Genomic DNA, 22,504 nt, shown 5'->3' with positions numbered 1-22,504 from the left:
TCACTACCCATTTATAATCGCTTCTGATTTATGACAGCAGTCTAATCAACATTGTTTTTCTTTGAAATTCACATAGAAAATATAGCTCTCAATATACAGATAGAAATGAATAAGCTATAACGTATCTTCAAAGCTAAATAAGAATAACTACCTCAATATGCATCATTCCCCTAAAATTAAAGTACTCGCTTTCGACATCTTTGGAACTGTTGTGGACTGGCATTCTTCAATCGTTCAAGAAGTGGAAAGTCTAGCCTTGAACATTGATGCCAACCAATTTGCATTAGACTGGCGAGCAGGCTATCGACCTGCAATGGATCAGGTTTTGTCAGGTCAGCAGCCGTGGACCTCCATTGATGATATTCACCGTCTCATTTTGGATGAGCTTTTAGTCAAATATCAAATCTCCACACTGACCGAAGCACAAAAGAATGATTTAAACTTTATTTGGCATCGTCTCAACCCTTAGCCAGATTCAGTTGCAGCACTCAATCAATTAAAACAAGATTATATTATTTGCACCCTTTCAAATGGCAACATTCGCTTATTGGTCGATCTGGCAAAGTACGCAAAATTACCTTGGGACACTATTTTCTCTGCTGAAAATTTCAAAGCCTACAAACCCTCTCCCAAAACCTATTTAGGTGTCGCAGACTTTCTCAATGTTGCACCAAATCAAGTGATGATGGTGGCCACCCATCAAGATGACCTTGCTGCAGCGCGTGGCTGTGGACTTCTGACGGCGTATATTGAACGCCCCTTTGAGAATGGTTCAGCTCAATTGAAAGACTCTAGTCCTTGCATAGACAATAATCTACATGCAACGGATCTATTAAATCTGGTTTCTTTATTAAAAGAAAAGGCTTAAAAGGCTCGTATATAGGGCTTAAATGAGGAAGTTCTGCCCACAACATGATTTACAACTTTGATTCTTCTCCCCTGAGACCTGACTTTGTCATGGCTTTCATGTAAAATCACTGGCAATTTTTATATAACACGTTGTGAGTTATTTCATGGGTTTTAATTGCGGTATTGTCGGCTTGCCGAACGTTGGTAAATCTACACTTTTCAATGCATTGACTAAAGCTGCTATTGCTGCTGAAAACTTCCCATTCTGTACCATTGAACCAAACACAGGCATCGTTCCTGTGCCAGATCCACGTTTAGACAAATTAACAGCGATTGTAAAACCTCAACGTGTGATTCCAACAACGATGGAATTTGTAGACATCGCAGGTTTAGTTGCTGGTGCATCTAAAGGTGAAGGCTTGGGAAATCAATTCCTTGCAAACATCCGTGAAACAGATGCGATTGCTCACGTTGTACGTTGTTTTGAAGATGAAAACGTCATTCACGTTAACGGTAAAATTGACCCGCTTGATGACATCGCAACCATCAATACGGAACTTGCACTTGCTGACTTAGAAACTGTGACAAAAGCAGTGACTCGTTTAGCAAAATCTGCAAAAGGTGGCGACAAAGAAGCGCTTGCAACCAAAGCGGTTTTAGACAAAATTTTACCTTTACTTGATGAAGGCAAACCTGCTCGTGCAGCTGACCTAGATGACGACGAACGTAAATTGGTTCGCGGTTTTGGCTTAATGACTTTAAAACCAACCATGTATATTGCAAACGTTGCAGAAGATGGTTTTGAAAACAACCCGCATTTAGATGCTGTGAAAAAACTTGCAGCTGAAGAAAATGCAATCGTGGTTCCACTTTGCAACCAAATCGAAGCTGAAATTTCACTGCTTGAAGATGAAGACCGTGCTGAGTTCCTTGAAGCTTTAGGCATGGAAGAACCAGGTCTAAACGTAGTAATTCGCGCGGGCTATGGTCTTTTAGGTTTACAGACTTACTTCACGGCGGGTGTACAAGAAGTTCGTGCTTGGACCGTTAAAGTGGGTGCAACTGCACCACAAGCGGCGGGGGTGATCCACACTGACTTCGAAAAAGGCTTTATCCGTGCTGAATGTGTTGCTTATAACGACTTCGTTCAATACAACGGTGAAGCAGGCGCGAAAGAAGCAGGTAAATGGCGTTTAGAAGGTAAAACATACATCGTTCAAGACGGTGATGTTCTACACTTCCGCTTTAATGTATAAGTCGTTCCGAATATAAAAAAACCCGATACCCATCGGGTTTTTTTATAAGCTTAAACCAATCTTAAAAACAGCATTAAATAACATATGAACACCTGATCCGTTTGGATCTCACACAATATTATCACTTCTATTCTTTCGTATTATCGCTAATTTAATCACAGGCACTAATGCCTTCATTGAACAAACGAAAATGAAAAAGATCAGCACATTTATTGCAGCAGGTTTATTCACAATGCTTAGCGCTACAGCATTTGCATGCCCACAAGGAACAACACTGTCGGGTGGTACAGGTGCAAATCATAAAGGTGGTAAGTGCGTCGCAACCATGAACGTGGCGAAACATGATCAGGCAATGAAACAAGACAAAACAGTCAAACACGATCCAGCCATGAAGCAAGATAAAATGGCCAAGCATGATTCAATGAAAGCCAATGATATGACTAATAAGTCCCATAAAGATGCTCATGCTCCAAGCCCGAATACACACAAAGTCGCGAAGACATCTTAAAACAGTATAAAAAAATTCAGTTAATGTGATGTCACAGAGACATGTTTATTATCCATTGCAGCACGCTGTTTGCGCGCTTCATCTAACATGCGTTGTTCGATGTCTTTTCTAAAACCAAGCATAAACACCATTTCCGCCAAAACAAATAATGGACCGATGGCGAGGCCAATCACATCATCCATAAAGGCCGGTTTTTTCTTCTCATAGAAATGCCCGACAAACTGGAACGCCCAGCCAACGACAAAAATACCAATACTGAGACCTAACCAAAGTCCCAAATCAAACTGTGCAATTTTATAAGCCAATGGATAAGCCATGACATAGATCACTAACATGATCACACCAAAAATTCGATCTAGGCTTAAGTAGTAAACAATACTCGCTAAGATCAAAACCATCGCCAAAGTAATTTCAAAACTGCCAATAGTCATGCCAGCTCTTGCGGTTAAGCACATAATTGAAAATACAATCAACGGAATACCCACAAAGTGGGTCACGATATTTTTATGATCAAGATGATAAGCTGCATACTGACTTAATAATTTTTCTAATTTGCTCATACTGTATTTCCTTATTGCATGATATTGATCACGATATAGAATAACTTTAAAGGAAAACAGCCCATAAAGTTGTCGTCGACCTGACAAGTTGCTCGATCAATCACGAAAGGACGCGGAATGCTGGAAATTCAACACCAACAACAATTACTCAATAACAATTGGTTCGCCAAATTACCACAAGCCTATCAACAGTATATTGTGCAACATGCCAAATATATTGAGGTTGCAAAAGACCAAGCTGTTTTTCGCTCTGGGGATTTATTTGATGGCATCTATGCAGTCTTGAATGGTGCCATTCGCTTAGGTCATGTCGACATTGAAGGTAAAGAAGCAGTTGCAGCAATTGCTGAACCGATTATGTGGTTTGGAGAAATTTCATTAATAGATCAGCAACCGCGTTCGCACGATGCGATTGCTATTCAAAAAAGCACCCTGCTCCATCTACCTAAACGCGATGTTGAGGCATTTATCCAAGCCACCCCAGAATTTTGGTTTCATATTGCACAGCTTGCTTCACAGAAGTTACGCCTTGCCTTTTTAGAACTGATCGCAATCCAAAGTCAAAATATCAGTCAACGACTGGCTCAACGCTTACTGTTTATTTTAAGCGGTTATGGCAACCATCTGTCGATTACAAATGATGAAATCCATTTGTCACAGGAGCAACTGGCTCAAATGCTGATGTGTTCGCGCCAAACCATCAACCAAGAACTTCAAAACTTAGAAAAACAAGGAATACTGGCAATTGCTTTTAAAAAGATTAAGATTTTAGATCCTGCAATGCTGCATAAAATGGCACATAGCTCAGAATAGACAATCATGTGTGCGCCTTAAGAGTGCAATTCACATAGAAGGAATGTATAGAAATATTGCTACACGGCCTAATGTCTTGGCTATTCGTCTCCCCGGCTTGAGACTGCTGTCACTGTGTTTGACAGGCAGCTCATGTAAACATCGCAACAACTAATTTTTTAAATGAACCCTCAAAATTCGACTCAATTCCTATATTTTAGTGCATAAGGTAATTTACTCTTTTTATTTTGTTATTGATTAAAGCCCAAACCATAAAAAAGCGAGTTTTTAAAAACTCGCCTTTGCTTATGCTATACAGGTATTAGACACCCACTTTTTTAGGGTCTGTATTGCCTAAACTTGGGTTATCAATTGCGCCCCGACATTGTGCTTTATCACGTTCATAATCGCTCTGTTTCTGTGCAACACTCGAAGAGCTATCTAAGGTCTCACGTGCCCACACTTCTAAACTGGTCAAGGCTTTACGACACAGTGCGTATTTTCCTTCGGTTACTGAGTCTGTCATTTTGACATTAATACGCCAATCCGTACTGAGTTTACGTGCAGGATGACGGACTTTAGCTTCAATTTGATCCAGTTGCTTATTATAGACCAAGCCATCTACTTCATTGATAAACACCCAAGCACGCTGGGCATATTCCGTCGCGTCATTGGTAATTTTTGGCGCAGCCTTAATTTCTACTTTTTGTTCAGGAGCTTGTTCTGACTGCCCACAAGCTTGCAAAAGTAAACTGCTTACAATGATTGCAGTCAGCCCTAAAGTACGTAATTCGAGCTTCAACATGGTTAAACGCCTCAACAAACAATTGGGCACTATGCTAGTGAATTCAGTTACAATACACAATCAATTTTGACCTATTGATAAAGTCTTCTTCAAGGTGTGTTGTGTCCGAACTTAATCCCACTCCTGCACAAGCTGCTGGCTTTTGGCAAGGGGCTAAGGATAGCCAAGCGATTATCTTTACCTATCTACCTGTTTCTTTTGCCTTTGGTGTATCTGCAACCCAATTTGGCTTTAGTGCATGGGAGGCTTTATTTTTATCCTGCTCAATGTATGCAGGAGCCAGTCAGTTTTTAGTGGTTGCACTATTGGGTAGTGGTACGTCTATTTGGATGACTGCCCTCACTGTAATCGCTCTAGATATTCGTCACTTACTCTATGGACCTGCGCTACAAAACTTAATTCAAGATAAACTGAACCTAAAGAAAACTGCTATTTGGTCATGGGGGCTAACCGACGAAGTCTTTGCCTCAGGCATGATTAAACTGTCACAACGCCGTCAAGAGTGGTCTGAGTCTTGGATGCTGGGCTTAAGCCTGTTTAGTTGGCTCGCATGGGCTACCGGTTCTTTTCTAGGTGGAATGTTTGCAGACCAAGTCAGTCATTTACCCCAGTTTTTACAAGCCGCTCTAGACTTTCTATTACCTGCACTGTTCTTAAGTTTTTTATTGGCAGCTTTTGAAAAGAAACACACTTTTGTAGTGGCTGTGACCATTCTTGTATCTGCCATTGCCTGCTATTTTATTGGCTTATCTGCTGCAATTTTTATTGGTATCAGTTCAGGTATTTTTGCAGGCTTGTTTAAGCACTATGTACTGAAAAAACCAGACCCTGAACATATGGGAGATCAAGCATGAATATCGAAATTATTTTGGTCGGCATTGTAGTGGGTATTGCAAATTTTGCTTCACGCTTTGGCCCATTCTTCGTCATTCAAAAGTTCCAGCAAGGTTCACAAAAGCGCGGTGCTCTATGGTTAAAAATTGCATTGGGTTCGATTGGTATTGCGGCGATTAGTTCAATGCTTGTGGTTGCAACTTTGCCACCACTATTAGATACACCCAATAAAAGCTTTGCCATGTTAGTCGGCTTCATCGTATTAGCTGGACTTTATTTCAAGTTTAAGCAAATTGTCCCCGCTACACTCACCGCAGCACTGAGCTATGGTTTGGTTTATACCTATATTCCTATGCCTTTTTAACCCATATCTTGCATCCATCAAAACCTGATGTGCTATTTGAAGCACTCAGCTGTGCAAGTCATTTCCAGCTTGATTGGAAAAGTTTATTTAGCATCATTTTGCATGAAAATTTTGACTTTGGAATGCGCAGCTTTATAAAAAAAATTGTTGGACAATATCATTAATTTATGTGAATGAACCCTGAACACTTTTAAGAGTTCTGCTATGCTAAAAGCCCATAAAATCAAGCATGGATGATTTACATGAGCGTTACTATTGGTACTCCACTTCAGCCTTCAGCATTTAAAGTCCTGCTATTGGGTTCTGGAGAGCTTGGGAAAGAGGTTGTGATTTCTTTACAACGTTTAGGTGTAGAAGTTCATGCTGCTGACCGTTACGATCATGCTCCTGCAATGCAAGTGGCACACTATGGCTATACTTTAAATATGGCAGATGCGACAGCGCTTAAACAACTCATTCAGGACGTTAAGCCGAATTTAATTATCCCTGAAATTGAAGCCATTGCGACACAAATATTGGTTGAAATCGAACAAGAAAATATTGCGACAGTCATTCCCTCTGCAAAAGCAGTCAATTTAACCATGAACCGTGAAGGCATCCGTCGTTTAGCTGCGGAAGAACTGGGCTTACCGACATCGGCTTACCGTTTTGCAGATACTTTAGAATCTTTCCGTGCTGCATGTGATGACATTGGTTATCCAAACTTTGTTAAACCAGTCATGTCCTCTTCTGGCAAAGGCCAATCCCGCGTAAAAGAATTCTCAGAAGTAGATGCTGCGTGGGAATATGCTCAAACAGGTGGTCGTGTAAATCAAGGGACAGTGATTGTAGAATCACAAATTGATTTTGATTTTGAAATTACGCTATTAACAGTACGTTCAAAAAACCCTGAAACAGGTGAAATTGAAACTTCGTACTGCGACCCAATTGGTCACCGCCAAGACGCAGGCGACTATGTGGAAAGTTGGCAGCCTCAAGCCATGACACCAGCGGCACTTGACGAAGCAAAGCGTATTGCCAATAAAGTCACCATCGCATTGGGTGGCTGTGGTATTTTCGGTGTAGAACTCTTTGTCAAAGGCGATAAAGTGTGGTTTAGTGAAGTATCACCACGCCCACATGACACAGGTCTTGTGACGCTTGCCTCTCAGTTCCAAAGTGAATTTGAACTACATGCACGTGCGATTTTGGGTCTGCCTGTCAATACAGCACGTCATAGCGTTGCTGCGAGTGCCGTGATCTATGCAGGTGTGGATGCAAATAACTTATCTTTTTCTGGCTTAAATCTTGCTTTGGCAAACCCAAATACTGATTTACGCATTTTTGGAAAACCAGAAGGCTTTACACGTCGCCGTATGGGCGTTGCGACAGCACGTGCTGAAACAACTGACCAAGCACGTGAACTAGCAGTACAAGCTGCTGGACTGGTTAGCGTTCATCAAAATTAAGCGTTGTTAAAATATACGGATACGGTTCATGATCAATACTTCTCCACTGCTTAACTATGTCAGCAGCAATCACGACATCAAAGCGATTAATCAATGGCGTAGTGATGTCGAAAATCAATTACAAGAAAGTTTTGATCATGGCCAATCCATCCGCGATGTCATTTTAACGCGTTCAAATATGACCGATGAAGCGCTTATTTTCCTATGGAAATATGCAAAACTCGATCAGACAGACTTAAGTTTATTTGCTGTCGGTGGTTACGGTCGCCGAGAGATGCTACCTTACTCAGATGTAGACATCATGATTTTGTCTGAGGATGAGTTTAGCGAAGAACAAGAAAATCTCATTTCTGTCTTTATTTCCTCACTTTGGGATGTCGGCAATTTCAAGCCCGGCATTAGTGTACGTACCATTGCCAACTGTGTTGAACAAGCAACCTCCGACTTAACTGTTGCTACTGCCCTCATTGAGTCCCGTTTAATTACAGGCAATGAACACTTAGCCAAATGGCCACGACGCATTGTTTCACAAACATGGACAGACAAAACCTTCTATGATGCAAAAATGGAAGAACAGGCCAAACGCTATGCACAGCATAACTTTACGGAAAGTAATCTAGAACCCGATATTAAAAATGCGCCGGGTGGCATTCGGGACATTAACCAAATTGGTTGGATTGCTAAACGGCATTTCCGCGTCAACCGTATTTATGACTTGGTGCATTTAGGCTTCATTTCGGAGTTTGAGTTAGGTGTATTAGAAGAAGCCGAAAGCTTCCTCTGGGAAATTCGTCATCACCTACACCGCCTCACTAAACGTGATGAAAACCGTTTACTGTTCGACTATCAACGTGACATTGCCGCAAAGTTTGGCTATGTGCGTGAAGAAGGTAAATCACCGAATTACCCAATTGAACAATTCATGAAACGTTATTATCGAAGCGCTCAACAAGTCACCACGCTGAATGAAATGCTGTTGGCTTATTTCAATGAATCTGTGATTACCCCACGCCTACCGAACTATGAACGTAACATTGAAGAAATCAATGAAAATTTTAAACTAGTCGACGGCAAACTAGCGGTTCAACACCATAAGATTTTCTCTGAAAACCCAAGTGCTATTTTAGAAATTTTCTATATATTGGCCAATCGACCTGAAATTACAGGCATTCGCGCGCGTACGCTACGTTTGTTAATTTTGGCGGCTAAACGCATTGACCAAAAATACAGAGATAATCCAGCGCATCAAGCCCTGTTTATGGCTATCATTCGCTCCCCGCATCGCTTATACGAAACCATGGTGGCAATGAAACGTTATGGCGTTTTAGGCAACTATATTCCTGCATTTGGGCAGATTATGGGGTTGATGCAGTATGACTTGTTCCATATCTATACCGTAGATGCACATACTTTATTATTACTGCGCAACTTAAACCGTTTCAAAGACCCTGAGTTTGCCAAAGACTTCCCTGTCGTCAGTTCAGTGTTCCAACGTCTGGCACGTCGTGACATTGTTTATTTGGCTGCCATTTTCCATGATATTGCTAAAGGCCGTGGTGGTGACCACAGTGAGCTAGGTGCAACCGATGCGATTGAATTCTGTCGTAGTCATGGTTTTACCGAACGTGAATGCAACCTTGTCGCATGGCTCATCCAAAACCATTTACTCATGTCTGTTACTTCTCAAAAGAAAGACATTTCTGACCCCGATGTGGTTAAAGCGTTTGCTGAGAAAATGGGCGACATGGAACATCTCGACTATCTATATACGTTGACAGTTTCGGATATCAATGCCACCAATCCTTCACTTTGGAATACGTGGCGCGCATCTCTGATGCGTCAGCTCTATACCCATGCACGTGACGTGATTCGCTCAGGTTTAGGCCGTCCTGTGGACTATCAAATGCTCATCGAGGACACCAAGTTTTCTGCCAGTGAACAACTAGTCGAAGAGTTTGCACTAGATGATGTCGAAAAAGTCTGGCAAGAACTAGGAGATGAATATTTCCTCAAAGAATCTGCCGATGAAATTGCTTGGCACACACGTGCTATTTTACAGCACGGTGACAACCCTGAACCGCTTGTTTTGATGCGTGCACAGCGTAAATTTGCTCAAGATGCAGTACAAATCTTTATTTATACCCAAGATCAGCCCAATCTGTTTGCAACAACGGTTGCTATTCTCGATCGTATGAATTTGGACGTACAAGATGCACGTATTATTACCGCAACCAAAGCATTTAGCTTAGACACTTATGTCGTTCTTGACCGTTTTGGTACGCTGCTAACCGACCCTGAACGTGAAGCAAAAGTGCTATCAGCATTAAAAGATGCATTAGCCAATTCAGATAAATACCCTGGGCTCATGCAACGTCGCATCCCTCGTCAGCTACGCCATTTCGACATTGAAAACACCGTTGATATTACGCTGAATGAAGCACTGCAACAAAACATGGTTGAAATTGCAACACTTGACCATCCCGGCTTACTTGCCAAAGTAGGCGGGCTGTTTATGATGCAAGGATTAGATATTCACTCTGCTAAAATTGCCACCCTAGGTGAGCGTGCCGAAGATATTTTCTTTGTCACCAAAAAAGATGGTCAACCCATGACCGAAACTGAAGCTGAAACTTTTGCTGCACAACTAAAATCAGCCTTAGATGAAGCCTCTAGTCAGGTCTGTGGTCAACATTAACAATACACACTGGTATTTTGTTTCATGAACTCGAGTTTATCCCTTTTACACCCTTATCCTTTTGAAAAGTTGAATAAACTATTTCAGGATATTACTCCCGCAGACTTACCCCTCATTCCACTCTCGATTGGTGAGCCTAAGCATCCTGCACCCGAGTTTGTGAAACAAGCCATTATCGAGAATTTTCAACATTTATCGACTTATCCAAACAGTAAAGGTATACCCGAATTACGCACGAGTATTGCAAATTGGCTGACCCGTCGTTTTCAACTCAATCAAATTAGTGCAGAAAACAATATATTGCCTGTTTCTGGCACCCGTGAAGCAATCTTTTCTTTTGTTCAAGCATTGGTAAATCGTGAAGATGCGCCTTATGTGGTTATGCCTAACCCGTTCTACCAAATTTATGAAGGTGCCGCTTTACTTGCTGGAGCAAAACCGTATTTTGTAAATTGCACCGAAGAAAATGGTTATCTCGGTGACTTTAATGCTGTGCCTGCTGAAGTCTGGGAGAAAACAGCTCTGTTATTTGTCTGTACACCGGGCAATCCAACTGGTGCGGTGTTATCAAAAGAACAATTCAAAAAATTAATCGCACTTTCAGACCAATATGGTTTTGTGATTGCATCGGATGAATGCTATTCAGAGCTTTGGTTTGATACTGCACCTGTGGGCCTACTCGAAGTTTGTGCTGAAATAGGCCGAGACGACTACAAAAACTGTGTCGTATTCCACTCACTGTCTAAACGCTCAAACTTACCGGGTATGCGTTCTGGCTTTGTCGCTGGTGATGCAGCTTTACTCAAGCCTTATTTACAATACCGTACCTATCATGGTGCGGCGATGCCTGTACAGCACCAATTGGCTTCGATTGCAGCATGGGATGACGAAGCGCATGTTGAAGAAAACCGTGTGCAATATCGTGCAAAATTTGATTTATTTCAAAAGGAATTAGGCCATATACTGCCCCTACAAAAACCAGATGCAGGCTTTTACTACTGGTTAAAAGTAGATAATGACGAAACTTTTGCAAAAATGCTCATGGAAAAAGCACATGTCAAAGTACTTCCAGGACGTTACTTGTCACGCGATACTGAGCAAGGCAACCCAGGCGAAAACCATGTGCGTCTTGCGCTAGTTGCAGATCTTGCACAGTGTGAGCAGGTGATTAAACGCTTAAAAGCGATTTTGTAAACAAGCTCATCTAAAAAAAGAAAACCTCCTATAATGGAGGTTTTCTTGTCTTTATTCGATTAAAAATCAAATGATGCACTAAGCATAAATGTCCGCGGTAAACCAGCAACTAAATAGCCATTATTAGTGTTGCTTGTATTGTTAATATTGTCATATAGACCAACAGAACCCCAATAATCCTGATCAAATACATTATTCACAAGGAAGTTAAATGTTGTTGGGGTTTGACCAAACTGAGTTCTATAACTTGCACCTAAATCAAGCGTAGTCCAATCCTTAACTTTCAAATTATTGTCCAAACTTGCATAAGTTGAACCTGTATAGTAAGCGTCCGCTGAACACACCTTATGAATTCGTCCTATAAGCCTTAATTTAGTCCTCACTTAAAAACAAGTGGGAACTTAAATTTATGACTACAAATAACCAGACATCCATCGCATCTCTTACGATAAAACGAAGAACATATAGTGCTGAATTTAAACAGCAGATCGTTCAGGCGTGTAAAGCATCGGAGGTTTCAATTGCTTCGGTCGCTTTGCAACATGGATTGAATACAAATCTTGTATCCAAATGGATTCGCTTAATTGATGCTAAGCCAGGGAATGATCGCTCACTACTACCGAATAAACCTGCATTTATTGCCTTATCTTGCTCCGCACCATTAGATCCTATCCCTACTGGCATGTTAACGGTTCAAATTACTTTACCCCACTCAAAAGCAGAAATTGGCTTGAAATGGCAAGTATCAGAAATATCTGCTTTAGCAGAATTACTCAAGGCACTTACAACATGATCCGTATCGATGAAATCTGGTTGTCTACCCAGCCCATGGACATGCGTGCAGGTATGGATACGGCCATGGCTCAGGTGGTGAGAGCCTTTGGCTACATCAAACCGCATTGTGCTTACCTGTTCTGTAATAAACGTGGCCATCGCATGAAAGTGCTGGTACATGATGGACTGGGGATCTGGCTGTGTGCTCGGCGGTTGGAACAGGGAAAATTTCACTGGGCTAAAGTTCACCAGGGTGAAAGCGTAGCCCTCAGCCCAGAACAGTTACAGGCACTGATCCAGGGTTTGCCTTGGCAGCGCATTGGACGACAGCAATTGGTCACAATGCTCTAAACTAGCTTGGTCCAAGTTGCTATTCTCCAAACGTTCTATTTCATTCTTCTCATGACCTCAGGCATACTGCGGTCATGAATACACTGCCTGATTTAAGCCAACTGACCCATGAACAACTGCTGGAATTTACTAGACAGTTGGCAATGCAACATCAGTCTCTGGCACAATCAAACCAGCAATTAGATGCCAAAGTTCAGCATCTTGAAGTATCCAATCTGCAATTAGATGCCAAAGTTCAGCATCTTTCCATTCTCAATCAAAAATACGAGCATGAACTTGCGCTGTTTAAAAAGCACAAATTCGACAGTAAAAACGAACATCTCACCGCAAAACAAATCCATCTCTGGGATGAAGCGGTCGAAGAAGATATTGCCGCTGTTGATCTGGAACTGGAACGGCTGAATGCAGATAAAACTGATGCAGCGACACACAAAGCCACAGTCAACAAACCTAAACGTCGACTGCTGCCCGATCATCTACACACCATCCGTATCGAGCATGAACCAACATCAACCCAATGTGCTTGTGGCTGCACCTTGCGTCGTATCGGCGAAGATATCAGTGAAAAACTACATTTCAGACCGGCACAGTTCTATAAGGAACAGCATGTGCGTGGCAAATGGGTCTGTGATCAGTGTGACACACTGACTCAGCAAGCGATGCCCGCCTATGTGATTGATAAAGGCATTGCCAGTCCTGAACTGCTTAGCCATGTGTTGGTCTCGAAATACGCAGATCATTTACCGCTGTACCGTCAACGTCTGATCTATCAGCGGGCGGGAATCGAGCTTTCTAGATCAACTTTATCTGACTGGATAGGTCGCTGCGGTGTAGAACTGGAACCTCTGGCCAATGCTTTAAAAGAGGTGGTGCTGCAACAGCGGGTGATCCATGCCGATGAAACGCCGGTCACCATCATGCGGATGAGTGATGATGAGAAAAAACCGAAGAAAGGTTATGTCTGGGCCTATGCAACAACCCAATATAATCCAATTCAAGCCGTGATTTATGACTTTCAGGATAGTCGTTCAGGCCAGCATGCTGAAGTGTTCCTGAAAGACTGGCAGGGCCATCTAGTCTGTGATGATTACAGTGGTTATAAAGCACGCTTTAAATCAGGCCAAGTCATTGAGGTGGGCTGCATGGCGCATGCTCGTCGTAAATTCCATGAACTGCATGTGACCAAGAAAAGTCAGGTCGCTGAACAGGCCTTAGTGCTGATTCAGAAACTGTATGCCATAGAAGCAGAACTCAGGAGAAAGACCGATGGTACAGCAGAACAGCGCCGCGAATACCGACAACAGCATAGTCAACCGGTGATGCAACAACTGTATGAATGGCTCAACCAGCATCAACTGACGGTGCCATCGAGTTCTCCAACCGCCAAGGCCATCAATTACACTCTGAAGCGTTGGCCAGCTTTAAGCCGCTATCTGGATGATGGCAATCTACCGATTTGCAATAATTGGGTGGAAAACCAGGTGCGGCCTTGGGCGTTGGGACGTAAGAACTGGTTATTTGCAGGTTCGCTGCGTAGTGGTCAGCGAGCGGCAAACATCATGACTTTAATCCAGTCAGCAAAGCTGAATGGGCTGGATCCGTATGCCTATTTAAGTGATGTGCTGAAAAGATTGCCGACCCATAAAGTGACCCAAATAGAAGAATTGCTACCACACCGCTGGAAATCCAACTCAAATTAAAAAATAGACATGGGGTTCAGCGGACGCTTACCCTGTATAAGTCAATTGGGCATTTAAAGAAATATCTTGCGGGAGTGGTAATTTCCAATTTGTGCCTAGGTTCGCCTGAAACTTTGGAACCCCTACTTCATAATTTCCATCATAAGTAGCTGAGCCAGTATTCTCTTGCGTCGCATGCATCCACGTTACACCACCTAAAACAGTCAAGGAGTCTGTAAGCTTTCCATAACTGCTCAGTTCTACCCCCCGATGAACGTATTCACCAGAATCACTAAATACACCATTTTGCATAATGCCACGTTGTTTATTAATATCAAATAAACTTAATGTCACCCCAAGATGGTCATTTTCATATTTGGCACCTACTTCTTTCTGTTCAGCCACAAACGGTTTAATCGATGTGGTCACACCACCAGTTGTATTTGTTAGACCTTTCGCTAAAGATTCAATGTAGTTGGCATAAACTGAAACTTCTGGAGTAATTTTATAGGTTACTCCAAGTGCAGGCGTCCATTTACTCTCATCATATGCCCCTGTTTTCACTTGAGAATAATTATATGTATCTTGGAGAATCTGCTGATAACGCGCACCCAACATGATAATTAATTTATCATCTAATGCAGTCAGATTATCCCCAATAGCAACACTTCTTAAGCGCGTCCGAGTGGTCAATTTCGGACTATCCATATCTCCACCTGAGAATGCTGGTGTTAAAGCAGCAGGTCGGTCATGTTGAATAGGATGATAAATATTAGAGTTCAATGGATTCCCTGAATCCATAAAATAGGCATTTCTCGTATTTAGTTGAAATGCTGATCCAGAAACAACTAAATTATGTTTAATTGAACCTGTATCGAACTTTCCACGTACCCCAACCTCACCTGTATTGACCATGTCTACACGAGCATTGTCAAAACGGTAGAGTGTACTAGCACCTGTTGAAGCATTTCTTAATGTGTAGCTTGCCAGTGAGTTTTGTTCTTCGCCACGACGGAAACCATATGCTGCATATGCAGTTAGTGCATCATTAAAATCATATTCCGCACGGTAACTTCCAAAAATATTCTCTTCATTTGAATAAGACCATTTTTGAGCATAATTACTAGAACTATCAATAGCCTTTGGTACCAACGTTAACCCAGCACCCAATGTTACATTTGGTCGCGTTGCATTTAAGCGATTGTTGCTATAGCCCATATCACCCGAAAGGCGTAGGCCCTCACCACTATAATCTAGTCCAATAGTAGCAAGCCCTAATGATTTCTTTTCATCATCAACAGACGTATTTCCATCATGGTAGGCGGTGTTTACTCGTACTCCAAATTGCTGATCTTCACCAAAACGTCGTGAAATATCATTTGAGATATAGCCACCATTAAAATCTGTACCTACAGTTACCCGATTTAATGGCTCATTTCCTGCTCGTTTTGGTAGAAGATTGATTGCTCCACCGATCCCACCATTACTTGGCATAGCACCGTTTAAAAACGATGAGGCACCTTTTAATACTTCCACACGCTCAAAAAGTTCTGTTGGAATATATTGACGCGGTAATATTGAATATAAACCATTATAAGCAGTGTCATCTGACCCTAAGTTAAAACCACGGATATAGTAGTTTTCTTGAAAATTACCATATCCTCGCCCAACACGTACACTCGGATCTGCTTTTAGCACATCCCCAACACTCTTTGCTTGACGCTCTTGAATATATTGATTGGTATAGCTAGTTAAATTAAATGGCGTATCAAGATTTTTTTGATTCCCAAAAATCCCAACTCGGCCGCCACTTGCAACCTGACCACCAGCGAAAGCTTCCATTAAACCATTTGCAGAAGCATCGGCACTTGCAACTATACGGATTGTTTCCAAAGCTGTAACATTACTCGCCTGAGATAATGAGTCGGATTCAACGACTACTGGAGCTTCGGCAGCATGTGAAATACTGTACCCAGATACACATGCCATCATTAACACCAATGGTTTCAGCTTAGCCATTTACTACCCTTTTTTATCAATCTAAAATTCGAGCCTGATAGTAAATGAGAATTGATCTTAATCAAACTGATAGGACTTACGCAGTATTATTTATAGATTCTCTGTGGTAGCAGATGATTTTTATCGAGAATAAAGTCATCAATGAAGTTTTTGATCATTGGTCTAAATAACTTCTTCTGCCAACGATATACATTTTCAAAGATCCGCTCAAACTGGTTCTTTTGTATCTCAACGTAGGCCATCAAGGCTGAAAAAATATGATTCGAAATCAGTTTAGATCGTCTTACTTGAAACTTTTCAATATGACAAACCTGTTTAATCACTCGGTGATATTGTTCTATTTTCCAATGACTTGAATGTAATTCATGAAAACCCTCAAAGGACAATAAATCATCTTCATCTTGATGCACAATATAAAACCTCTGCTGTTCTTTTAACTGAGTCTTAAATAATTGTACAAAGCCAAAATCTTTGAGCCAGACCACTTGACCCTGATGGAAATTTGGCAATAAACGCAGTTGAAACCATTGTCCTTTTTCTGGGGAAACCTTACGGTTACAGTCGATACCAAACATAAATCGAATACCATATTTTCTTATGGTTTTTAGATTTCCAGTCGATGAATACCAACTATCACCTGTAATAAATTGAATCTTTGCACCCCAACTGAGTACTTCACTTAACATATCCATAAAGTAATCATTCTTGGTTTTACTTTCAGATTTGTCATAAATTCGGAAATTAATTGGAATATTTTGACCATTCTGATCTGTCGCATACAAGGTAATGAGATTAATACCCTTGACGGATCGGTGGTGTTTGCCTGACCAAAAATAGCTAACCAAGTCCATATGTTGACTATAGGGTTTATCTAAAACAGTATCATCAATACTGACTATAAGTTTATTATTATCAATATGTTGAATTGCTTCTTGATATAGGTCGTGAGGTGTGTAGTCTTCACGTTCTAGAAAGCGATTTACACTATCATGCGAGATGTTATAAGTCTCGGCAAGTTGTGTGCAGCTAATAGAGTTCGGTTCTGTCATGAGAAAGCCCATATAAATGGGTAGTGTACAAGTTGCTGTAGAAGCATGTTTAATTCGTCTGATCACAGATACTTTATAAAGTATTTTAATACTTTTTTGAATCCGTCAATGCGTAAGTCCTAACTGATTTAATTCTCATTTAAATTGTAAATTCAAATGAGAATTAATTATTCCATTGTTATAACTTATGATGTCAGACAACTGATTGACTTTTACTTTAAGATTCTCATATTACTAGTCCATCTAATAGAAAAACGATTGCAAAAGAGGCAAAGCAGCACCCTGACATCTTATAAAGCAAATTGAGTCGCTGAGTTAAAAAATGATTCCAGCACTTCCAACTCAATAACTTAAGCACCAACAGATTCCATATCAGAACCACAGTCACCATCCAGAGACTCATTAAAAGCAAAGTATAAAAATCAAATTTTGCATAAACCAGCAATATCAAACTACTATAGAACATCATATTTTTAGGATTCAGCAAACTTGACTGTAAACCTTGAGTAAAACATAAAATTCTATTTTGATGAGGCGTGGAGTCATGCGCTTGAACTTCAACATTTTCATGATGCTTATAGCGGAAATACTGCATAGACAAATACAACAAATACGCAACACCTAATCCGTGTAGCAACATCAGAACAAAAGCATGAATATGCCCAAGCCACCCCAGTAAAGTAAAAATCAGCGCTAGAATAAAAGCATTCCCAGCCACTATACCGAAAACTGTATATCGAGCCCTTCTTTGACCACTGTTTAATGCCGTCATCAGAATCAGGAAAAAATCAGGGCCAGGAGAAAGCAAAGCCACAAAATGCGTCACAGCAATAACAATAAAAAGCTCCATCACTAATCTCTCTTTAAAAGTGAGACAAGCCTAACGATGGATGAAGATCAACTCTTGGATAAAATTGCGCGATGTTGCTTTTGATAGAGCTTAGGCGTAGTGCCCGTTAAATTTTTAAAAACACGATGAAAATGACTTTGGTCACTAAAGCCCAGCGTATAACTCAGTTGCGCTATATCCATACCTTGTTTTAAAAAGGTACGTGCATCATTAATTTTATGATTCAATTGATAAGCGTGCGGCGTCATACCTAAAGACGATTTAAATAGCCGAATAATGGCATACCGACTCAACTGGACTTCTTGCGACATTTGCTCTAATGATAAAAACACATCAGCATCCTGAATCATCGATAAAAGCTGCTTAAACTCTTGCTGTGCATAGTGTTGAGGAGCAAGAAATTCTAGCTGAATATATGGAAATAAAAGCTCAGTAAGTGTTGTGATTAAGGTTTGTTCTTTTTCCCAATAAGACAGTGCAGTATCAAATAATTGACTGTTAAGACAACTGAAGTCATGATACATCTTAGGCTGTTTATACAGCACGGGTTTGAACTGCGGTATGTCTTGATAAGCATCTTTATGTGCAGTTTCTTGTAATAACTGGTTCAACCAACGTGCATCTAAATGCATCATTTGGTAGCTCCAAGCTTGATCTGGAACAGGATTACACGCATGTTCAACATGTGCAGGAACCAATACCAAAGTACCAGCGTCTATTTGTTGCGTTCCACCAAAGTGGCTAGTGAAAATACTGTTGCCTTGATCCACCGCTCCAATTGAAAATGTCGGATGACTATGGGCTTTATAACAAGTACGAATTGCACACGCCCGACGTGTTTCCACATAAGGCATGCGCGGATCACTCCAAAATTCAACTGAAGTACCTTGCTCTTTCATCACTGACGACACATCAACCGATTATTGTTGTAATGCTTTTTCAATATCTGCCTGAATCGCTTCAGGCTTGGTGGTTGGCGCATATCGATTAATTACTTTGCCATCTTTACCAATCAAGAATTTTGTAAAATTCCACTTAATACCGCTGCCGAGAATCCCTTTGCTGTTATTGGTTAAATAACGGAATATGGCGTGGGCTTCTGGGCCTTTAACATCGACTTTGGAAAACATGGGAAAAGTCACCCCATAGTTTTTCTGACAATACGTTCCTATTTGCTCATTGCTACCCGGATCTTGCCCCCCAAACTGATTACAAGGGAAACCTAACACCTCAAACCCTTGTGCATGATATTGCTCATAAATTTTTTCTAATCCCGCAAATTGTGGTGTAAAACCACATTTACTGGCCGTATTGACGATGAGCAGCACTTCGCCCTCATAGTCAGCAAAGGATTTATTTTTTCCATCTAACAATTCCGCTTCAAACTGATAAATGTTGGTCATGGATAAGTATCCTCATCACTTTTTTCTTGTGTTTCTAGTTCTAATGAAGCCGAGTTTACACAGTAACGTAAACCTGTAGGCTCAGGTCCATCTGTAAAAACATGGCCTAAATGAGCATCACAGTGATGACATACAATTTCGGTACGCACCATGCCATGTGTTGTATCTTGATGCTCTTCTATCACAGTCGTATTGAGTGGCTTATAAAAACTTGGCCAGCCGCAACCACTGTCATATTTATTTTCAGAATTAAATAATGGCGTACCACAGCAACGGCATACATAAGTGCCGGCTTGTTTAGTATTCCAATATTTCCCCGTAAAAGCTGGCTCCGTCCCCTTTTGTCGCGTAATGCGAAATTCGTCAGGTGATAACTCTCTTTGCCATTCTCGGTCTGTTTTATTGAGTTTCCCCATGATCACGTCCCTTTCTATCTTGCTATTTAAAATAGGATAATCCTATATTTACGTGATTCATCTTAAAATTTCTAGTGTTTAGTTCACAATTTACAAAAGACCTATAATTCCAATAAAAGCAAAAAGAAAGCATTTTATAAAAGAGGTAAGCAATTTATTTTCTTTAATGCTTTTTTGTGAGCAAATTTAATGTTAGTCTTATTGACATTCTTGCTCAGGATTAAAAAAATGTCGCAAAAAAAGAGCGTTATTTTTAAACATCTACTGCCTGTGATTAAACAATATCAACAGGTGGGATTTACGCATGAAAAAATTGTTGCTTTACTTAGAGATGAACATGATCTCGATCTAGTGACAACTGAAACATTTAAAAGCTATTTATACCGTTATGCAAAAGTGACCTCCACTCTTTCCGAGAACATCAAAATGCCGAACACTCTCCACACCCCACGCGAAATAAAAAAATCGTCTAAGCTCGAGCATGTATGCTACGACATCCGTGGACCAGTGTTACGAGCGGCCAATGAAATGGAAGAAGCCGGCCATAAGATTATCAAACTCAACATTGGTAACCCTGCACCGTTCGGTTTTGAAGCTCCCCAAGAGATTATTAATGATGTGGCTTTAAACCTGCCAAATGCAGTGGGTTATACCGACTCAAAAGGGATTTTCCCTGCGCGTAAAGCCATCTGTCAGTACTATCAGCAAAAAGGCATCTTAGATATGCATGTCAATGACGTGTATATCGGCAATGGTGTCTCTGAATTGATTGTGATGGCCATGCAAGGCTTGCTAGATGATGGTGACGAGATGCTCGTGCCTATGCCTGACTACCCCCTTTGGACGGCTGCGGTCAATCTTTCAGGTGGTACAGCCATTCATTATAAATGTGATGAAGAAAACTTTTGGTATCCCGATATTGCGGATATGGAGAGTAAAATCACACCACGTACCCGTGGTATCGTGATTATTAATCCAAACAACCCAACAGGTGCAGTTTATCCACGCCATGTACTTGAGCAAATCGTCGCATTGGCTAAAAAGCATGATTTGATTTTGTTTGCAGATGAAATTTACGACAAAATCGTTTATGACGGTATTGAACATGTTTCTGTAGCAGCATTAGCGGGTGACCAACTCTGTATCTCTTTCAATGGTTTATCTAAAGCATACCGTATTGCGGGTTACCGTTCAGGCTGGATGGCCATTACAGGCGATAAGTCTCGTGCAGTCGACTATATTGAAGGTTTAGACATGCTCGCTTCTATGCGTTTGTGTGCCAACCACCAAGCGCAGTATGCCATTCAAACTGCTTTAGGCGGCTACCAGTCAATCAATGATTTAATTCGTCCGGGTGGTCGTTTATACGAACAGCGTAATATTGCTTGGCAAATGTTGAATGATATTCCAGGTGTATCGTGTGTTAAACCCGAAGGCGCAATGTATTGCTTCCCGAAATTGGACCCAGAAATCTATCCAGTTCAGGATGATGAAAAACTGATGCTTGATCTACTTCGTGCGGAAAAAGTACTTCTGGTTCAAGGCACAGGCTTTAACTGGCCAACACCAGATCACTTCCGTGTGGTGTTCTTACCTGCTGAAAATGAACTACGTGAAGCCATTACCCGAGTAGGCCGTTTCCTTGCGAAAATGCGTTAATTGATCACTTAAAAAAACCGTACTTTATGTACGGTTTTTTTATTTACAAAACTGTAATACTTCACTTTTTAAGTTTGGCATAAGTTTAAATTAAGCAGCCACATTGCTGTGATTCCATTTAAATGATGGGGAGTCGCTTATGGGGACAATTGCGGTAACATCTTGGAAATACAATGCTTCCACACGCTATTTAAAAATTTTCTATGCCGATGGTTCAGGCGAGCTGTACCACCCTGTGCCTGAATTTATTTATAACAACTTAGTTCGATGTAATAATAAAACAGCCTTTATTCATAAATATTTAGAATATGATTTGCACTTTACACGCTTAAGTATTCATTAATTTTTGAAGCTCAAACAATCAGGATTTATCCTGATTGTTTTTCATGATTGCATGTCACCATCAACAAGCCCGCACCAATCGCTAATGTAGACAAGTTAAACTGCTCGTCCTGCTGAATACGCGCGATGAAGTCCGTGACTTGATCTGCATGCGATAAAACATTATCAACCACCAAAACTCCGCGTGAAACACACATTAGTCGTTTCAAATCTGGCCAATAGTCGACATAAGCATCACGTTCAGCATCTAGCAATATAAAATCAAAGATGGCTTGCGACTGCTTCAAATATTCAGCTGCATCACCCACCCAAAACTCAACACCATTGGATAAATTGAAATCTGTAAGATGACTCGCGGCTTGTTGACTTCTGTCAGCATCAATTTCCAAAGTGGTTAATCGAGCATTTACTTGTTGCACTGCATAAGCCAACCATAAGGTTGAGTAACCTGTTGATGTTCCTATTTCTAATATCTGCTGAGGCTGCTGAATATGAACCAGTTGCGCCAAAAATTGTGCAGACTCAGGCTCAATATTGCGAAAGCGCGCAATTCGATCTGCTTGCGTACTGTCATGTTCTTGAAAGCGTTGATATAAGGCCGATACTTTACTCAAAAATTCTGCACGCATAATCAAATCCCCTCTACTTTACTAGCGT

22 protein-coding genes and 3 pseudogenes are annotated in these 22,504 nt (G+C 41.0%); 15 read left to right on the top strand and 10 right to left on the bottom strand.

What is annotated here, in order from left to right:
* The first annotated feature begins 157 nt into the window (after positions 1-157).
* The 4 genes and pseudogenes from AC4CVD_RS06905 (at position 158) to AC4CVD_RS06890 (ending at position 2,613) form a co-directional block, all read left to right on the top strand.
* Complete coding sequence (locus AC4CVD_RS06905) at positions 158-469, top strand: HAD family hydrolase (RefSeq protein WP_490752572.1); 312 nt, start codon at positions 158-160, stop codon at positions 467-469.
* 12 nt (positions 470-481) lie between these two features.
* Positions 482-868: pseudogene (locus AC4CVD_RS06900) on the top strand (HAD-IA family hydrolase); the annotation flags it as partial.
* A 145-nt stretch (positions 869-1,013) separates the two neighbouring features.
* Positions 1,014-2,105 (top strand): redox-regulated ATPase YchF, encoded by a 1,092-nt coding sequence (ychF, locus tag AC4CVD_RS06895; protein WP_004693442.1) that lies wholly within the window; start codon positions 1,014-1,016, stop codon positions 2,103-2,105.
* Positions 2,106-2,295: 190 nt separating this feature from the next.
* Positions 2,296-2,613: a hypothetical protein gene (locus tag AC4CVD_RS06890; protein ID WP_005399604.1), complete on the top strand. Its 318-nt coding sequence runs from the start codon at positions 2,296-2,298 to the stop codon at positions 2,611-2,613.
* Positions 2,614-2,633: 20 nt separating this feature from the next.
* On the opposite strand, the gene AC4CVD_RS06885 is transcribed toward AC4CVD_RS06890, so the two are convergent.
* A complete protein-coding gene (locus tag AC4CVD_RS06885; RefSeq protein WP_490752570.1) occupies positions 2,634-3,173 on the bottom strand; it encodes an Mpo1 family 2-hydroxy fatty acid dioxygenase in 540 nt (179 codons plus the stop codon).
* A 117-nt stretch (positions 3,174-3,290) separates the two neighbouring features.
* On the opposite strand from AC4CVD_RS06885, the gene AC4CVD_RS06880 reads away from it, so the two are divergent.
* A complete protein-coding gene (locus AC4CVD_RS06880; RefSeq protein ID WP_490752568.1) occupies positions 3,291-3,986 on the top strand; it encodes a Crp/Fnr family transcriptional regulator in 696 nt (231 codons plus the stop codon).
* 301 nt (positions 3,987-4,287) lie between these two features.
* Here AC4CVD_RS06880 and AC4CVD_RS06875 read toward each other — a convergent pair whose 3' ends face one another.
* Positions 4,288-4,770 (bottom strand): hypothetical protein, encoded by a 483-nt coding sequence (locus tag AC4CVD_RS06875; protein WP_087014998.1) that lies wholly within the window; start codon positions 4,768-4,770, stop codon positions 4,288-4,290.
* Positions 4,771-4,871: 101 nt separating this feature from the next.
* Here AC4CVD_RS06875 and AC4CVD_RS06870 point away from each other — a divergent pair, with 101 nt between their 5' ends.
* The 5 genes from AC4CVD_RS06870 (at position 4,872) to dapC (ending at position 11,305) form a co-directional block, all read left to right on the top strand.
* A complete protein-coding gene (locus AC4CVD_RS06870; RefSeq protein WP_490752566.1) occupies positions 4,872-5,624 on the top strand; it encodes an AzlC family ABC transporter permease in 753 nt (250 codons plus the stop codon).
* Positions 5,621-5,968, top strand: a complete 348-nt coding sequence (ygaH, locus tag AC4CVD_RS06865) for an L-valine transporter subunit YgaH (protein ID WP_004980107.1) — start codon at positions 5,621-5,623, stop codon at positions 5,966-5,968. Before AC4CVD_RS06870 ends, ygaH begins: the two co-directional genes overlap by 4 nt.
* A gap of 233 nt (positions 5,969-6,201) precedes the next feature.
* Positions 6,202-7,416: a formate-dependent phosphoribosylglycinamide formyltransferase gene (gene purT / locus AC4CVD_RS06860; protein WP_490752564.1), complete on the top strand. Its 1,215-nt coding sequence runs from the start codon at positions 6,202-6,204 to the stop codon at positions 7,414-7,416.
* A gap of 28 nt (positions 7,417-7,444) precedes the next feature.
* Complete coding sequence (gene glnD / locus AC4CVD_RS06855; RefSeq protein ID WP_490752562.1) at positions 7,445-10,111, top strand: [protein-PII] uridylyltransferase; 2,667 nt, start codon at positions 7,445-7,447, stop codon at positions 10,109-10,111.
* Between the two features lie 24 nt (positions 10,112-10,135).
* A complete protein-coding gene (gene dapC, locus AC4CVD_RS06850) occupies positions 10,136-11,305 on the top strand; it encodes a succinyldiaminopimelate transaminase (protein ID WP_490752560.1) in 1,170 nt (389 codons plus the stop codon).
* A gap of 59 nt (positions 11,306-11,364) precedes the next feature.
* Here the strand turns inward: dapC and AC4CVD_RS06845 are convergent.
* Positions 11,365-11,643, bottom strand: a pseudogene (locus tag AC4CVD_RS06845) (TonB-dependent siderophore receptor); the annotation flags it as partial.
* A gap of 71 nt (positions 11,644-11,714) precedes the next feature.
* On the opposite strand from AC4CVD_RS06845, the gene tnpA reads away from it, so the two are divergent.
* The 3 genes from tnpA to tnpC all read left to right on the top strand — a co-directional run bounded on the left by tnpA (position 11,715) and on the right by tnpC (position 14,130).
* Entirely contained in the window at positions 11,715-12,098 is a 384-nt protein-coding gene (gene tnpA, locus AC4CVD_RS06840; RefSeq protein WP_043974824.1) for an IS66-like element accessory protein TnpA, read from the top strand.
* A complete protein-coding gene (gene tnpB, locus AC4CVD_RS06835) occupies positions 12,095-12,430 on the top strand; it encodes an IS66 family insertion sequence element accessory protein TnpB (protein WP_473827493.1) in 336 nt (111 codons plus the stop codon). The genes tnpA and tnpB overlap by 4 nt, the downstream gene beginning before the upstream one ends.
* A gap of 74 nt (positions 12,431-12,504) precedes the next feature.
* A complete protein-coding gene (gene tnpC / locus AC4CVD_RS06830; protein ID WP_201949790.1) occupies positions 12,505-14,130 on the top strand; it encodes an IS66 family transposase in 1,626 nt (541 codons plus the stop codon).
* Positions 14,131-14,160: 30 nt separating this feature from the next.
* Here the strand turns inward: tnpC and AC4CVD_RS06825 are convergent.
* The 6 genes and pseudogenes from AC4CVD_RS06825 to msrB form a co-directional block, all read right to left on the bottom strand.
* Positions 14,161-16,128 (bottom strand): annotated as a pseudogene (locus AC4CVD_RS06825) (TonB-dependent receptor); the annotation flags it as partial.
* A gap of 86 nt (positions 16,129-16,214) precedes the next feature.
* Positions 16,215-17,243: an IS701 family transposase gene (locus AC4CVD_RS06820; protein WP_490752267.1), complete on the bottom strand. Its 1,029-nt coding sequence runs from the start codon at positions 17,241-17,243 to the stop codon at positions 16,215-16,217.
* A 160-nt stretch (positions 17,244-17,403) separates the two neighbouring features.
* A complete protein-coding gene (locus AC4CVD_RS06815) occupies positions 17,404-18,027 on the bottom strand; it encodes a LysE family translocator (protein ID WP_490752558.1) in 624 nt (207 codons plus the stop codon).
* 47 nt (positions 18,028-18,074) lie between these two features.
* Positions 18,075-18,926 (bottom strand): AraC family transcriptional regulator, encoded by an 852-nt coding sequence (locus tag AC4CVD_RS06810; protein ID WP_490753497.1) that lies wholly within the window; start codon positions 18,924-18,926, stop codon positions 18,075-18,077.
* Between the two features lie 21 nt (positions 18,927-18,947).
* Positions 18,948-19,430 carry a glutathione peroxidase gene (locus tag AC4CVD_RS06805; protein ID WP_004980122.1) on the bottom strand — a complete coding sequence of 161 codons (483 nt, stop codon included), beginning with the start codon at positions 19,428-19,430 and terminating at the stop codon, positions 18,948-18,950.
* Positions 19,427-19,846, bottom strand: coding sequence for a peptide-methionine (R)-S-oxide reductase MsrB (msrB, locus tag AC4CVD_RS06800; protein ID WP_005399615.1), 420 nt, complete (start codon positions 19,844-19,846; stop codon positions 19,427-19,429). The genes AC4CVD_RS06805 and msrB overlap by 4 nt, the downstream gene beginning before the upstream one ends.
* A 228-nt stretch (positions 19,847-20,074) precedes the next feature.
* On the opposite strand from msrB, the gene AC4CVD_RS06795 reads away from it, so the two are divergent.
* Both AC4CVD_RS06795 and AC4CVD_RS06790 read left to right on the top strand, forming a co-directional pair.
* Positions 20,075-21,505 (top strand): pyridoxal phosphate-dependent aminotransferase, encoded by a 1,431-nt coding sequence (locus AC4CVD_RS06795; RefSeq protein ID WP_005399616.1) that lies wholly within the window; start codon positions 20,075-20,077, stop codon positions 21,503-21,505.
* Positions 21,506-21,644: 139 nt separating this feature from the next.
* Complete coding sequence (locus AC4CVD_RS06790) at positions 21,645-21,848, top strand: KTSC domain-containing protein (protein ID WP_490752556.1); 204 nt, start codon at positions 21,645-21,647, stop codon at positions 21,846-21,848.
* Positions 21,849-21,873: 25 nt separating this feature from the next.
* Here the strand turns inward: AC4CVD_RS06790 and AC4CVD_RS06785 are convergent, their stop codons facing one another.
* Complete coding sequence (locus AC4CVD_RS06785) at positions 21,874-22,476, bottom strand: O-methyltransferase (protein ID WP_490752554.1); 603 nt, start codon at positions 22,474-22,476, stop codon at positions 21,874-21,876.
* Positions 22,477-22,504: the final 28 nt, after the last annotated feature.

The organism is Acinetobacter sp. LipI_23 (assembly GCF_058243045.1).
This window is presented reverse-complemented; position numbering and strand designations above follow the sequence as displayed.